Raw genomic sequence first — 14,009 nt, 5'->3', positions numbered from 1 at the left:
TTTTTGCTAAAAACCCGCGCAAAGCATTGCTAGCGCGGGCCCGTTGTTACTGACGTACAGCCGGGGTTTCGACTGAAAGCCCATTGCCTCGGGATGCTACATACAGCTCCAAGGCGCGGAACTCGTCCGACCCTTCGGCAAAGGTTTCCGCCCGCGTATCGCGAATACAGCCGCGGAAACGATTGTGACGCGAGATCAGCTTGGCCTGTTTCAGACGGTATGTCGGGAACCCGTTGATCATACCCTGGCTCAGGTGGTCGGCACGAATCATGTTGCCCCAGTTGTCTTCATGACAATTGGCACAGCTCAGCTCCAACTGACCATAGCGGGTATAATACATCTCTTTGCCCTGCTCCCAAAACGGGGCGGCATCGCCATCAATCGCGACATTCATTGGCATCCCGCGGGATTGCAGACCGATCAAAGCGACCATGCCCTGCATATCTCCCCCGGACCATTTCCAGGCATCAGCTTCCATGCGGTCTGTACGGCACTTGTTGATCAGATCTTCCATGACGACCAGCTTGCCAGTTTCGGCATCCACTTTCGGCATTGATGCCTGAAGCCCTTCGAAGCTTTCGACCCCATCGTGGCATGAGGCACAGCTCTCACCTACGGCACCATCAACCGTCTCGAAGAGATCAGCGGCCTGATCGACGAAGATCATTGCAGGATTGTCGAAGTCATCAATTTGAAGCGCTTGGGTTTCATCCGTGCGGAAATGCCAACCCGAATAGATCGTGTCGAAGTTTTCGAGATGCGCCGGGGCTTCTGTGACCGAGGTCATGTCCAGCTCATCATTGATCACAAGCTTGTCTTCGTCCGGTCCAGCCATCACTGCAGCCGGGAAAACCAGAATTGCCGCGATCGCCGTAAGTACCTTGGTATTCATTGCGTTCCTCCCTTGGTGGATCAGCGCCAATTCCTCGGACCCGCGCTGATCTGCCTTAGTCGTCGAGCCGTCAGGCGATCTCGATCGTTTTCTTCTCATCGTAGACTGAGCCGTCGTCATCGTACCAGGTGAAGACAAACTCACCGGCCTCCGGCACAGTCGCTTCGAACTGGAAGTACGGGTTGGTCGAAATCGCCGGCTCCATGGTCACATCAACAACCATTTCTCCGTTAAATTCACAGGTAAAACGGTTGATGATCGAACGCGGGATGACGTTGCCTTCTTTGTCCTTGCGCTGGCCGCTTTCCATCTTGTGGCTGATCAGGGTTTTGATCGTGATGGTCTCACCAGCCGCGGCTGTCTTTGGAACCTTGACGCGGGGTTTTACACCGGATGCCATGGATTAATCTCCTGTTCTTCGAGGCGCGCGTGGCAATCAGCCGCCGCAGCCACCGATTGTCACTTTTACGGTCGCGGATGCCTTGGCAAAGCTGCCATCAGCCATTTTGGCCACAGCGATGACATCCTGCGTACCGGCCAAACGGATACGGGTTGATGCGGCTTGTTCCGCCGCCAGCGGGCCAAAGTTGAAGGTTGCAACGCCCGGCTCGGGGTTGCCTGCAGCCACGATCAGGATAGACGCAGCGCCTGGCGCACTGACTTCGATTGGTACGGTGTTCCCGTTTTCGGCGATTTCCGGCGCCGTCAAAGTGACACCGCCTTCGACCACATCCGCGCCACCCGTGAACGCAGCAATCGCATCTTCAGCGGCCGCATTTGCCCGAAGCGGCATCATTGTCAGGAACGCGGCGCCCAGGCCAAGGGCCAGAGTCTCGCGGCGAGAGAGTTCCATTTTCAATCTCCTTTGAATCCTCGCAAAGTCACGCCGGAAAGCGCGATCATTGTTCTTTCAGGGTCGCCAGAAACGCGACCACATCTTCGATTTCCTGTGCTGTCAGGATCGACGTCAAAGGTGCCGTAGGCGCTTTGCCTGTATAGGCATTACCCGGACGGATATAGCCGTCATCCTTGTAGAATGCGGGCATGACCGTACCATCGAACGTCATCTTTGCGTTAGCGACCAAGCCGCGAAGCTCGGCCTCGGACCAGCGGTCACCCGCCCCATCCAGCATTGGCCCAACTTCGCCATGAAATGGTATGTCCGCCAAAGCCGTGACAGCGTGACAGGCCACGCAGTTGCCTTTTGACTTGTCCCCAACGATGAGCGCGCCGTTTGAGACATCGCCCGCGACCCCGGTCAGAGAGACCTCGACCGCGCCATAGTCATCATAGGTTACGTCTTTCGGGCCTGTATCCGCTGCAAATGCGGCAACACCCGACACCGTGCAGACCAATGTTAAAAGTCTCAGCCTCATGATCCCTCCCGTTTGCTACCGCGCCCATGGCGCTTTGCGATCCAAAGCTTTTGTGTACCGTAGTCGACGGGCATTGCTCTTCGCAACATTAAATTCATCTTATTGAATTTTTTTATTTGTAACCGCAATGCTTAATCCTGCGAAACATTGTTACGCTCCTGAATGCGGCGTGCATGATACCGTTGAAAATCTTCACCATTCTCAAGGTCGTAGCGTTTCTCATCAACCCAGGTGAAAAGATCCAAGGTTGTTGATTTTGAGAACGCCCCCGGCATTACAGCAACCGCAGCCTGAACGGCTGTGGCGTCTTCGGGCACCTCTTCCGGTAGGAACACAAGCGTTGGGGTGAATAGAATCCCCCATTTGCGCATCAGTGCCCTTTGCTCATCTTCTTGCCCGTCAAAGTCGGTTGCCGTGGTGCTTCCATGCAAATCCATCTGTACGACAAAGAAGTTTTCTTCGATATACGCCGCCAGGTCGGGCTGTGGAAACACCTCTTCGTGCATCTTCTTGCAATAGATACAGCCTTGCTGTTCTATGAACAAAACCAATCGCTTACCTTCGCCCGCAGCCTCTTCAAGATCTTCTCGGAGGTCCTTGAACGTGTCACGCATCCACGGCGTTTTGTGCAGTCCATCATCCCCCAGTTCAGCGGCAGAAACCGACGCACCCACTAAAAGTACGACCAGAATTGAAAAGGCTCGTTTCATATCATCCTCCGCTATTAGCCGATGGTTGCAAGCCACGGCATGTGGTCCAGCATCCATTGCGCGATGTGATTGATGGAGTTGGTGGCGATCAGCACGCCGAACAGGATCAGCAGACAACCCATCGCCTTTTCGACCAAAGGCAGGTGTTTCCTGAACCGTGCCATCCATTGCATGAAAGGGCGCACCAGAAAGGCCGCCAGAACAAACGGGGCTGTCATTCCCACCCCATAGGCGAACAACAACAGCGCGCCCCGCCACGCAGTCTCGGTTCCTGCAGCAGTGAACAGGATCGCGGCAAGCACGGGCCCCACACAGGGCGTCCAGCCAAACGCGAAGGCCAGGCCAAGCACATAGGCCCCGATCAAGCCGACATTCGAGGTTTCGCCAACATCCGCTCGATATTGGCGATAGAGAAACCCGATGCGCACGAGCCCCAGAAAATGCAGGCCCATCGCGATGATGATTGCCGCAGCAATCCAGCGCAGGATATCAAAATACTCTCGAACCAGTTGTCCGAAAATCGACGCGGTAGCGCCAAGCGCCATGAAGATCGTGATGATGCCTGCCGCGAATGCGACTGCCGAAAGCGTCGCCCGGCGACGTGTATTGACGGGAATCTCAGCGCCTGCCGAGATCCGCTCCATCCCGACCCCCGCCAGATAACTGAGGTAAAACGGGACAATTGGCAGAATGCACGGGGAAAGAAAGGACAACAGACCGGCGACCACAGCTCCTGCAAATGTGATGTCGAACATGCTCAAAACAGTCCTGTCAGGCTATCATTCACACATTCAAAATAGTAAAGATATATCGTCGCGGTCAATCGGAGCTTGAGATGCGCACCCTGTTTCTGCTGCCTTTAGCAATGACTTTGCTTGTTTTTCCTGTGTGTTCGCAGGCCGAGATGACGCTTTTGATGGCCGAAGAAGATGGGTGCATGTGGTGTGCCCGCTGGGATGATGAAATCTCTGATATCTATCCCAAGACACCCGAAGGAAAAGCAGCACCGCTGCAACGGCTTGATATTCACCAAGCGACCCCGGACGATGTCACTTTGGAAAAACCTCTCTACTACACGCCGACTTTTGTTCTACTGGACAGCGGTCAGGAGGTGGGCCGGATTGAAGGCTACCCGGGCGAAGACTTTTTCTGGGGGTTCCTGGGCGTATTGCTACGTGACGCCGGGGTAGTTATTGAGACGTCTGGCTAAAATAAGACAAATCACATAAACTGTTTTGAATGCGTGAAGCCGAGAAAGCGAGGCGACCTTGTTGGACAAACCTTCGAAACTGCCAGTGTTCACAAAGGACATGTGCGCAGACGATCTGGACAGAATGATGGAGAATGCGCAGACGGCATCAAACTTCCTAAAGGCGATCAGCCACGAAGGACGTCTGATGATCTTGTGCTACCTGTCCTCGGGCGAGAAATCCGTGACGCAGATGGAAGAGATGCTTTCGGCCCGGCAAGCGGCGGTGTCACAGCAACTATCGCGCTTGCGGTTCGAAGGTCTGGTCAAAACGCGACGCGAAGGCAAAACGATCTACTACAGCCTGGCTGATGATCGATCGACGCAAATCCTGGAAGTCGTCTACGATCTATTCTGTAGGGAGAAGTAGAGGCCATTCAAAGACACCGCCAGCTTTGGGAGGAGACTGGCCATGCTCGAAACAATAGGAGACGCAAATACCGTTGCCCTGATCGGTTTGATTGGCGGCGTCGTCTTGGGCCTTGCTGCGCGTATCGGTCGGTTTTGCACATTGGGTGCGATCGAAGACTATCTGTATGCAGATGATGACCGACGGATGCGCATGTGGGCCATCGCCATCGGTGTTGCGATCCTAGGCAGCCACGTGGCCATAGGGCTTCAGTGGCTTGATCCTGTTGAGACACGATACCTTGCACAGACATGGAACCCGATCGGTTCAATCGTGGGCGGCCTGATGTTCGGCTATGGAATGGCCATCAGCGGGAATTGCGGTTATGGCGCATTGGCGCGGCTTGGAGGCGGCGATCTTCGATCATTCGTCATCGTTCTGATCATGGGCCTTTCAGCCTATATCGCAATGTCAGGCCCCCTGGCCTATCTGCGGGTTTGGGTTTTTCCGGTGGAGATGAATCTCAGCGCGCCCCAAAGCCTCAGCTATCTGGCAGAACGACTAACTTCGATTCCCGCGTGGGTCTTCGGATCGGTTGTTGGCACCATCCTGATCGTGTTTGCACTGGCAAATGATCGCTTCCGTCGAACCTCTATGCAAGTGTTTTGGGGCGCCGCGGTCGGGTTGGCGATTGTCTCTGGATGGCTTGGGACAAACTGGGTCGCGACATACGGATTCGATGCTGAGAGAGCCCAAACCCACACCTTCGCCGCACCATTGGGTGATACAATACTCTACCTCATGACCGCGTCCGGGAACACGTTGTCCTTTGCCGTCGGATCAGTTTCCGGCGTTCTGATCGGCGCGTTTCTGGGGTCCTGGTCTAAAGGTCATTTCCGCTGGGAGGCATGCGAGGACCCGCGTGAGTTAAAGCGACAAATTCTGGGTGCAGCGATTATGGGCCCCGGCGCGATCATTGCAGTCGGATGCAGTGTCGGACAAGGCATATCGGCCTTCTCGCTATTGGCATACAGCGCACCAGTGACCTTTGCCGCAATCTTTGCAGGTGCCACGCTGGGTCTGAAACAGCTTGTGTCTGGGCTGTCCTTCATAGCCGAACAATAAGATTCAAGCCATGGTCGGCACACCTTACGTCACTCGAAAATGGTGCCCGGGGGCGGCCTTTAACCAGATACCCATGAATTATCGTGCACACCTAAGAAACAGAAAGTTAACGAAAAAATACTGCCGGCATGGTGTCACCTTTGCCCACCGTGTGCCATGCTATGTCAAGTGATATGGTGGATAGAATGGTGGATTGATGGGAGCGATAAATCGCCTGACAGCAGCCCAACTTAAAGGGCTGCCGCCCGGCAAGCACTGTGATGGTGGCGGCCTGTATTTTATCCAACGCGAAGACGGTGGTGCACAGTGGGTGTACCGCTATTCAATTTATCAACGCAGGAAAGAAATGGGCCTCGGCTCACTGCAAGATGTAAGTCTAAAACAGGCAAGAGAAGCTGCCCAGCGCTGGCGCTCCGTTAGAAACAGCGGCAAAGACCCCATCAAAGAGCGTGAACGCGAGAAGCGCATGGCTTCAAAAGCGGATCATTCTTTGGAGACAATTGCGCTCGCAGCATTTGAAGCGAAAAAGGCGGAACTCAAAGGCGACGGTGAAGCCGGACGGTGGTTCTCACCACTCAGACTGCACATTCTGCCTAAGCTAGGGAAAACGCCCGTTGAGGAGATCGACCAACAAGACGTGAAGAACGTCCTGTCCAAAATCTGGCACGAGAAAGCACCAACTGCGACGAAAGCAATCAACCGTCTCGGAATTGTTATGAAGCACGCCTTTTCGACCGTCTGGCACCGCTTCAAGACCGCCCTTGAGAATGAAGGCCTTATCGAAAAAGGCCTGACCCTCAAGGGCTTGCGGCACACGGTTGCCACGACATTACGCGAGGCCGGCCTAGACGAACGCCGCATCGCGGACCTGTTGGGACAGAAAACACCGTCCATGGCGCGGCACTATTCGCGGTCGGCGAACCTTACCGACAAGAACCGCGAGACCATGGCGACATTGGAAGAAGAGAACCGAAGGCGGGCCGAAAGTGTCAAACCTTCGCAGAAAAGCGTCAAACCTGACCGAAACGAGGATCAGTCATGAGCAGAAAGCACATACATATCAGATTGTTAAGTGGTGCCGGGGGCGGAATCGGAGAAAAATGGTAAGCATCTAAAATTAAACAATGAAATTGTATCCAAGTTTATTAATTACCCCCAAAATTACCCCCAGTGGGATTCTCATTTCATTTCAAGTAGTTGATTTATTTGTGTGATTCCGTGTTCTGGAATCGCACCAGTCGTCCCTGTGCATCCATTTTTGCCCAATACAATGCAAGCTAGTCCAACCGCTCAACGTCGTCCAGTAAGCTAAAACCACATTCGAAAACGCGTCTAATTGTATGGTGCACCCGTTTGTGCTTCAGCCGACTCTGACCCGCTGACCCAATCTCAGGTTGGAGATCAAAGCTGCCATACACTTTTAGCTCGTGGAGCAACTGCTTTGCGGACTTTGCTGCTCTTCGCTGCGGGCGCGCATACAGACACCCTGAAAACCCAGATATCCGCGGAGTGGGCGGCAAGCCGACATTCGCTGCGTTGCATCGGCATTCATTTAACCTACTCCGAAGCAAACCATTGGCTTGCACCGACCATTTTGATTTCATCTGTCTGCCTTTGAACGCGTGGATGGTCGTCCACCCCGACACCAAGTGATTGGTCCCTTCTTGATCCAAAAGTGGCATCCGCAATCGGTCTTTTTTGGACCGACGGATGTACAGTAGGTCTCAGCCAAAGATCTTCCGTGAAATGCCATCGAGGTCGCTGGTTGGTTTTGAGAGAAAGACTGAAAGCTTCTCCGCAGCCGCCCGGACACTTGAGGCATGAGTGGAGCAGACGCAGAACACTGTCTGTAGCACCAGTTCGATAGGCCAGGGATCGACATTGCTGGAGGTGATAAGCGATTTTCCAAATGTCGCTGTGTGGGTAAAAAAATAATCGGTGTTGCAGTCTGATAAAACACAGAGTGCAATCTGTGAGCAGTCATCCAGCACGTCTATTGCAGCGAAGTTGCAACTTGTTCTTGGCGTCACGGTGCGCAAAAGACTCGTAGCTTTGCGTTAAGTTGCCCGGCAGCACCTATTGTTGTGTCGAGCAGGTGCTGCGTTTGAACGCATTCCGGCGTCGGCGGGCTTTTCTTCAATCCTTGCTCCAATTCAGCGGCCGACATCATGTTGCCCAATACAAGCCAGACTTCGCGATCGGTTTGCGGGTGAAGCAACAGCTTACGCAGTCGGGACCACGCTTCGTCTCCATCAATACCCATGGGTTTCCTGATCCTGTCTTTCATTTGCAGCGAAACATTCCCGGAGCCCTTAAACTGATGCGTTTTTTCTCGCCACCTTTGAAGGTTCGGTGGATCAAGTAGCGAGAACATTGCAAATGGCCACAGGTTTTTTTGGGCTTGTGCGCAAACTTCTTGAATTGCTGACGCGGAACGAGGCGCGTACTTTGTCGAGGCTTTTGCATGCACATAAGCGACTCGCCATCGTTTTTCGTCAACTATAATGAAGTCGCCAGACTCTGCGTTCATATCGTCACAAATTACCATAGTTGGTTCGAATGAAAGAGCCTGCGAATTGTACGTTTTGACCCAGTCTTCAACCAAATCTAGAGTTTCGGTGTCGAAGCCTCCCTTCCAATCATCGATCATCCGAAACAAACAAGAAGGGTCGAACTGAACCCCGTCTTTTTTCGCACGAGTACCATCTGAGCGTACGACAAAACGACCCTTTTCGGATGCAACTCCTTTGAGCTTTTTACTTGGATAGAGACACTGACCCACTTGAAAGCCTTCGGTTTGAAACCCATCCCCAAAATTCAGGCTAGGACGAAAAAATCGCCCATGCACGTAGATGGACCCTTCATGTTCCGGAATGATGTTGAAGGCTTGGCGATCATTCAAGAATCGGCAGATGGGAACATCTTTTAGCGCGTCGGGTGCGTAGTAAGCTTCGTCCAGAGCCGCGGAATCAATTCGGTAACGTTGGCTGGATACGCTGAATGAAATCTTGATAGTAAAAGTAACTCCGTTGAATCTAATTTCGCAGTAGCTGACCCAGTCGCCGGAAGACAATTTCTGTTTTTCGCGGGTGTCGACGCACAGATCATCAGAAAAAATATACTCATCGTCTTCGCGGCGACGATAGAGGTCCATCGCGTCAAACAAATCTACAAGGATGTTCTTTGCAGCACCCAAGTGTATCGCATCAACAACTTCCTCTGCAAAGCGACCGTAAACTGTCTCAGCGTACGATCCGTCGTCGAATTGCTGTGCAAGCGATTTGATCCAAGACACCATCGCGGCAGGTCGCAGTTTCTCGCCAGATTCGGATATTCGACCCGTTGAAAGACCGACATAGCGGCGGATCAGTTCTGGGTCTCTTCCGACCTCAAAAGGGTCGAAGTTACTAAAAGTGTCAAAATCGCTCTCATCATGGACGAACCCTGGATCGTCGCGAAATCGTTGCCGATCGCCGTTAAAGCCCGAAACAGATGATACCACGTGGCCGTGCTCATCTAAGCCGACGGGTATTTCTTGGATGCTTGGAGCAGAATATGAACGTCTGCGAACGACGCGATTTCCGAGGCTGGTGTTCTGGGAAGATATCGAGCTAAGGCGCCCCATCGCCCCGGGTGATATCAAGCGCTGAAGTTGAGATCGATCAAGGCTCTCAAATAGATCGCTCTCATTTGTTGATAAAGCTGTGGAGTTTGTATCTGAGAATGCTACGAGCTTGTTTTCCGGAAGAAAGACAACTGCTCGCGCGCCGTGCCGAATTTCTGCAAAGTACGAGTTGTTCAAAAATTCTGGTGAACTAGCATAGGCATAAACGACTATTGCGACTGAGGGCGCTTCAAAAACTTTAACGATTTCAAAATCTCGCGCTTCCAAGTCTTCTATACATTTGGAAACGTACGGGGCGATACTGAAAGTGTTAACAGGTTTTCTTATTGTCGCCCGTCGGTCAAACAGAAACTCATCTAGTGGGGCCTCAACATTGTTCAGGTCAAATTTCCTCCTAAAACGGTTGGCAATATAATCAACATCGGGGTGATTATTGCGCATAAGGGCCAAATAGAACTTCGTTACGCTCAAGACGAGCATGTCAACGGAAAGTGACGCATCGTAGTCGCGAAATAGGTTCCAATCTTTGATTATTCGACCACCAAAGTGATCGAGGATTATTGCATTTTCGTTTGAAGAACCCGGCCCTGTTCGGATAATCCTTCCGACTTGTTGCACAAGAGAACGTACGTTTGACATTGGATCAAAGAACGCCAAAAGGCGAAATCGATGATCATCAATTCCCTCCATTAGCTTGTATTGGTGGATCCAAACCTGCGCGTCAGTTTTCTCTGGATTCGGGACTGAACGGAGGCGCCATGGTTCTGTATTGTCTGGTTTGAATGTGTCGTGAATTCCTATAGCACTGATACCTGCTTCTAGAAATGTTCTCGTTAAAGCAACGATCTTGGCGGCTGTGTCGCAGTGAATAATGATCCGTGGCCAGTTGTTCTGATCAGGGCCGAATTCGCTGTACCCAAATTTGAGAATGTCGTTGCAAAACTCTTTGTGACCTTGGATGCGAGGCCGGAGAACAGGCACCACGCTGCGCACAAACCCGTCTTTGGCAGCTTTGACGTATTTTAGAATATGGACATTTTCCTTTTCAATTTCGAACGGTTTTAAGTCATTTCGATAAGGAGTTGCTGACATCAAAACGCAAGGTTTTTGAAGTTCCCTAATGGCCTTGCTCCACGTTTTTGCCGGCTCATAGTGTCCTTCATCAAAGACAACTGTGTCGACGAGCCGGGTAAGGCGGTTGTACACATTGGAATTGGTTCTCTTTAGGCTTGCCAATAGCTGCACAGTCATGATCAGGACAACAGGCTCATCTTTTCCCAAGCCAAGTGGCGTCTTTGCGGAATTGGCCGGTACGTTTTTACGCACTTGATTCGCGATTTGGACACTCAAGCTCCCCAACGTAGATGCTTGTAGGTCTGAGCAAGTCCTTTGTAGCCCATATGCAGAATTCACTGCTAGAACCGGCTTTTTGGGCAAGTTAGTAGGTTTAGCATTGAACTTATCTGCTTTGAGATAAAGATTGCCCGAAAGCTCTCTTGCAAGTTGGTCTCTTATTGCTTGCCGTGTGCACAAAACTAGGACGGTACCGATTTCCGGACTTGCTTGCGCAACTCCAGCAATAACTGCGGTTTTGCCGGTTCCAGTAGGATGACAGACTAAGGCACAACCGGAAGTTTCGTTGGTCAAGTGTCTAAGTCTGTATTTTCGTACGAGTTTGATTGCGTTTTTTTGATAGTAACGGAATTTGTTGCTCAGTATTAGCCGCGGTATTTTTGTATTTGTCGCCATAAATCAATACTTTCTGCACTAAAATGTGAACATCGTAGGTTGAACGCTCACATCTGGCAAGGCACCGAAAAACGCGCCCGGCAAGAACGATCGGTACTCCCCGATAAACCCATGAACTGTGCTTGCGTTGGCATGATTACTACGCATCTCAATGCAATCGACATTCCCGTTGCAGCATTGAGCCCAATCCTTGCCGACAGGCGGTCCCCGACCACGTAGCCGATCGCAATGGGGCTCACTGACCCGGTCACGATCAAGTCGACAATGATCTTGACCGGGTTGTGCGGATTCTGGGTCCGGTCAAATAGCAACACTGCCTTACCCGTAGGCGCAGTTGGAACTCCGATCCACCACGGTTTTCTGGGCCAGGATTGGTTTATGGCAAAAGTATTCAACCCCGCGTGTAGCTTCCTATGTTGGAGCACTTGAATCTTTACAAGCTGAAACGAAGTCGTTTCTATGTTGGTATTAGAGTAGTTTGCTCAGAAAAATTTGATTGTAGAAAAAAGCAATGGCAAAGGAAAAGTTTGAGCGTACAAAACCGCACGTCAACATCGGCACGATTGGCCACGTTGACCACGGCAAGACGACGCTGACCGCAGCGATCACCAAGTATTTTGGTGACTTCAAAGCGTATGACCAAATTGACGGTGCGCCGGAAGAGAAAGCGCGCGGCATCACCATCTCGACCGCCCACGTGGAATACGAGACCGAGAACCGCCACTACGCGCACGTTGACTGCCCCGGCCACGCCGACTACGTCAAGAACATGATCACCGGTGCCGCTCAGATGGACGGCGCGATCCTGGTTGTGAACGCCGCTGACGGCCCGATGCCGCAGACCCGCGAGCACATCCTGCTGGGCCGCCAGGTTGGCATCCCGAAGATGGTCGTGTTCCTGAACAAAGTTGACCAGGTTGACGACGAAGAGCTGCTGGAATTGGTTGAGATGGAAGTTCGCGAACTGCTGTCCAGCTACGAATACCCCGGCGACGATATTCCGATCATCGCAGGTTCGGCTCTGGCCGCGATGGAAGGCAACAACCCGGAAATCGGCGAAGAGAAGATCAAGGAACTGATGGCGGCTGTTGATGAGTATATCGACACCCCTGAGCGTGCTGTTGACCAGCCGTTCCTGATGCCGATCGAAGACGTGTTCTCGATCTCGGGCCGTGGTACTGTTGTGACCGGCCGTGTTGAGCGTGGCGTGATCAATGTTGGCGACGAGATTGAAATCGTCGGCATCCGTGACACTCAGAAAACCACATGCACCGGCGTTGAAATGTTCCGCAAGCTGGTGGACCGCGGTGAAGCGGGCGACAACATCGGCGTTTTGCTACGAGGTATAGGCCGCGACAGCGTTGAGCGTGGCCAGGTTCTGTGTAAGCCGGGTTCGGTTACACCGCACACCAAGTTCGAAGCCGAAGCCTACATCCTGACCAAGGAAGAAGGCGGTCGTCACACCCCGTTCTTCGCGAACTACCGTCCTCAGTTCTACTTCCGGACCACTGACGTAACCGGCACCGTGACGCTGGCAGCTGGCACCGAGATGGTTATGCCCGGCGACCATGTCGGCTTCACCGTCGAGCTGATCGCTCCTGTCGCAATGGAACACGGTCTACGCTTCGCAATCCGGGAGGGAGGTCGAACCGTCGGGGCGGGGGTCGTAGCCAAAATACTAGATGACTTTGACCGAGTTGCAGAGGCAGCTGCAGCACAGATTGAAAAAAAACCGACTGGTCGAATGCCAGCTGCGGATAGCGATTTCGATGCGAGGGTTCATTATTATCTAGCCATCCTTGACGACGACGTCAGGGCAACCGCTGAAGCTTTGCTCAGGCAAACCGCGGCACTACCTGACGACGGTAGGAAGCGCTTCATGTTGTTGGATCTACAAGAGTTAGTTGGCCCCCAGTATTCAGCTGGCAACATTGCAAAGGCAGCACTTTATCTGACGTCTTGTCCAATCGAGCTTTTCTCGCTCGAGGCGATTTTTGTGGATTCAACAGGAAGTAGCTTTCTCCTATCGAATGAAGATTTCGATACCGCATTGAGACAAAATACGTTCAATCACCCAGAAACTGGAGAGGCTATAGATGACGCTGATAGGTGTATCTATCCGGTTTTTTATGCGCAATTAGCGAATGCTGATGGATGGTCCAATGCCGTTCACTGAGAAGGATTATAAAAAGGGGAACGAACTCCGCGAACTAAAGGACCTCAACGATTTTGCCAATAGTTTGGCAGATGGTCACGCATTCGGTTTTCATGCTGCAAAGTCTCACCACGCCCGATTAGAAGCATTGGAAGGAGTATTAGACTATTGTTATCAGTCATTGGTTCGAAACCGCCATCACAACAAGCACCAATCCGAGGATGAACTCACCGTACAAATTGTAGAACAGTTGTATCTTTTTCGTATTCCGGCGTCACATGATACGCAGATCGGCGGGCATTGCGATATCGTTGTAGTTGGACCAGGCATGTTTCAATGGATAGGTGAGGCCAAAATCTACAAAAACCGCTATGGATGGTTGCGGGATGGTTTCTTACAGTTAACAACGAGGTATGGAACAGCCACGTCGGGCGGGAACAGCGGCGAGATAATCATCTATTGTCGCTGTCCGGATGCTAAAGGCATTTTGGAGACATGGAGGGACAAACTGGCGGAGGAAAACTTAGCTTCCGTTTTGGAAGACCGCTGTGGCGACGAACTCTGGTTCAAGTCTCGCCATGTATGCAAAAGCAGCGGATTAGATTTCTTTGTAAGGCATGTAATTGTGCCTTTACACTTTGATCCGGAGAAATGATTTGGTCACACGTACTTCCTCTTTGGCAATGGCAATAGTGGCGAATTAGATAAATTTTGATTTTTCTATTTTTTCCATCGCTAAAGTTGCGAACCACGTACTTTCCGTCAGAACATTTGGAAGC

Annotated in this window: 13 protein-coding genes and 1 pseudogene; 6 read left to right on the top strand and 8 right to left on the bottom strand. The window is 52.0% G+C overall.

Features of this window, described 5'->3' with window-relative positions:
- Positions 1–46: 46 nt before the first annotated feature.
- The 6 genes from soxA to AC2FGE_RS18145 form a co-directional block, all read right to left on the bottom strand.
- Positions 47–892 (bottom strand): sulfur oxidation c-type cytochrome SoxA, encoded by an 846-nt coding sequence (soxA, locus tag AC2FGE_RS18170; RefSeq protein WP_496820683.1) that lies wholly within the window; start codon positions 890–892, stop codon positions 47–49.
- A gap of 70 nt (positions 893–962) precedes the next feature.
- Positions 963–1,292, bottom strand: coding sequence for a thiosulfate oxidation carrier complex protein SoxZ (soxZ, locus tag AC2FGE_RS18165; protein ID WP_170394054.1), 330 nt, complete (start codon positions 1,290–1,292; stop codon positions 963–965).
- 36 nt (positions 1,293–1,328) lie between these two features.
- Entirely contained in the window at positions 1,329–1,745 is a 417-nt protein-coding gene (soxY, locus tag AC2FGE_RS18160) for a thiosulfate oxidation carrier protein SoxY (RefSeq protein WP_496820682.1), read from the bottom strand.
- A 46-nt stretch (positions 1,746–1,791) separates the two neighbouring features.
- Positions 1,792–2,268 carry a sulfur oxidation c-type cytochrome SoxX gene (soxX, locus tag AC2FGE_RS18155; protein WP_496820681.1) on the bottom strand — a complete coding sequence of 159 codons (477 nt, stop codon included), beginning with the start codon at positions 2,266–2,268 and terminating at the stop codon, positions 1,792–1,794.
- A gap of 131 nt (positions 2,269–2,399) precedes the next feature.
- On the bottom strand, positions 2,400–2,978 hold the full coding sequence (locus AC2FGE_RS18150; RefSeq protein WP_496820679.1) for a thioredoxin family protein: 579 nt from the start codon (positions 2,976–2,978) through the stop codon (positions 2,400–2,402).
- A gap of 14 nt (positions 2,979–2,992) precedes the next feature.
- Positions 2,993–3,733 carry a cytochrome c biogenesis CcdA family protein gene (locus AC2FGE_RS18145; protein WP_496820678.1) on the bottom strand — a complete coding sequence of 247 codons (741 nt, stop codon included), beginning with the start codon at positions 3,731–3,733 and terminating at the stop codon, positions 2,993–2,995.
- A gap of 110 nt (positions 3,734–3,843) precedes the next feature.
- Between AC2FGE_RS18145 and AC2FGE_RS18140 the strand changes: the two genes are divergently transcribed.
- The 4 genes from AC2FGE_RS18140 to AC2FGE_RS18125 all read left to right on the top strand — a co-directional run bounded on the left by AC2FGE_RS18140 (position 3,844) and on the right by AC2FGE_RS18125 (position 6,743).
- On the top strand, positions 3,844–4,188 hold the full coding sequence (locus AC2FGE_RS18140) for a hypothetical protein (RefSeq protein WP_496820677.1): 345 nt from the start codon (positions 3,844–3,846) through the stop codon (positions 4,186–4,188).
- 100 nt (positions 4,189–4,288) lie between these two features.
- Complete coding sequence (locus AC2FGE_RS18135) at positions 4,289–4,597, top strand: ArsR/SmtB family transcription factor (protein WP_170536475.1); 309 nt, start codon at positions 4,289–4,291, stop codon at positions 4,595–4,597.
- Between the two features lie 42 nt (positions 4,598–4,639).
- On the top strand, positions 4,640–5,701 hold the full coding sequence (locus AC2FGE_RS18130) for a YeeE/YedE family protein (protein WP_496820676.1): 1,062 nt from the start codon (positions 4,640–4,642) through the stop codon (positions 5,699–5,701).
- A gap of 196 nt (positions 5,702–5,897) precedes the next feature.
- Complete coding sequence (locus tag AC2FGE_RS18125; protein ID WP_496820675.1) at positions 5,898–6,743, top strand: integrase arm-type DNA-binding domain-containing protein; 846 nt, start codon at positions 5,898–5,900, stop codon at positions 6,741–6,743.
- A 515-nt stretch (positions 6,744–7,258) separates the two neighbouring features.
- Here AC2FGE_RS18125 and AC2FGE_RS18120 read toward each other — a convergent pair.
- Positions 7,259–7,534 (bottom strand): ubiquitination-like system serine protease family protein, encoded by a 276-nt coding sequence (locus AC2FGE_RS18120; protein WP_496820722.1) that lies wholly within the window; start codon positions 7,532–7,534, stop codon positions 7,259–7,261.
- A gap of 193 nt (positions 7,535–7,727) precedes the next feature.
- The gene (locus AC2FGE_RS18115; protein WP_496820674.1) at positions 7,728–11,075 is read right to left on the bottom strand and encodes a DEAD/DEAH box helicase; all 3,348 of its coding nucleotides are present in this window, start codon (positions 11,073–11,075) and stop codon (positions 7,728–7,730) included.
- Between the two features lie 511 nt (positions 11,076–11,586).
- On the opposite strand from AC2FGE_RS18115, the pseudogene tuf reads away from it, so the two are divergent.
- Positions 11,587–12,759: pseudogene (gene tuf, locus AC2FGE_RS18110) on the top strand (elongation factor Tu); the annotation flags it as partial.
- Positions 12,760–13,237: 478 nt separating this feature from the next.
- Positions 13,238–13,885: a hypothetical protein gene (locus AC2FGE_RS18105; RefSeq protein WP_496820673.1), complete on the top strand. Its 648-nt coding sequence runs from the start codon at positions 13,238–13,240 to the stop codon at positions 13,883–13,885.
- The last annotated feature ends 124 nt before the right edge of the window (positions 13,886–14,009 follow it).

The sequence above is a fragment of the Ruegeria sp. YTSA075 genome, from assembly GCF_059610245.1.
Note: the sequence above shows the minus strand (reverse complement) of the source record. Positions and strands in the feature narration are given on the sequence as shown.

Excerpts from the sequence above, each read along its gene's own strand:
- AC2FGE_RS18125 (WP_496820675.1), top strand. The coding sequence starts at position 5,898 with ATGGGAGCGATAAATCGCCTGACAGCAGCCCAACTTAAAGGGCTGCCG.
- soxY (WP_496820682.1), bottom strand. The coding sequence starts at position 1,745 with ATGGAACTCTCTCGCCGCGAGACTCTGGCCCTTGGCCTGGGCGCCGCG.
- AC2FGE_RS18135 (WP_170536475.1), top strand. The coding sequence starts at position 4,289 with ATGTGCGCAGACGATCTGGACAGAATGATGGAGAATGCGCAGACGGCA.
- AC2FGE_RS18150 (WP_496820679.1), bottom strand. The coding sequence starts at position 2,978 with ATGAAACGAGCCTTTTCAATTCTGGTCGTACTTTTAGTGGGTGCGTCG.
- AC2FGE_RS18140 (WP_496820677.1), top strand. The coding sequence starts at position 3,844 with ATGACTTTGCTTGTTTTTCCTGTGTGTTCGCAGGCCGAGATGACGCTT.
- AC2FGE_RS18145 (WP_496820678.1), bottom strand. The coding sequence starts at position 3,733 with ATGTTCGACATCACATTTGCAGGAGCTGTGGTCGCCGGTCTGTTGTCC.
- AC2FGE_RS18115 (WP_496820674.1), bottom strand. The coding sequence starts at position 11,075 with ATGGCGACAAATACAAAAATACCGCGGCTAATACTGAGCAACAAATTC.
- soxA (WP_496820683.1), bottom strand. The coding sequence starts at position 892 with ATGAATACCAAGGTACTTACGGCGATCGCGGCAATTCTGGTTTTCCCG.
- AC2FGE_RS18130 (WP_496820676.1), top strand. The coding sequence starts at position 4,640 with ATGCTCGAAACAATAGGAGACGCAAATACCGTTGCCCTGATCGGTTTG.
- soxX (WP_496820681.1), bottom strand. The coding sequence starts at position 2,268 with ATGAGGCTGAGACTTTTAACATTGGTCTGCACGGTGTCGGGTGTTGCC.
- AC2FGE_RS18105 (WP_496820673.1), top strand. The coding sequence starts at position 13,238 with ATGCCGTTCACTGAGAAGGATTATAAAAAGGGGAACGAACTCCGCGAA.
- soxZ (WP_170394054.1), bottom strand. The coding sequence starts at position 1,292 with ATGGCATCCGGTGTAAAACCCCGCGTCAAGGTTCCAAAGACAGCCGCG.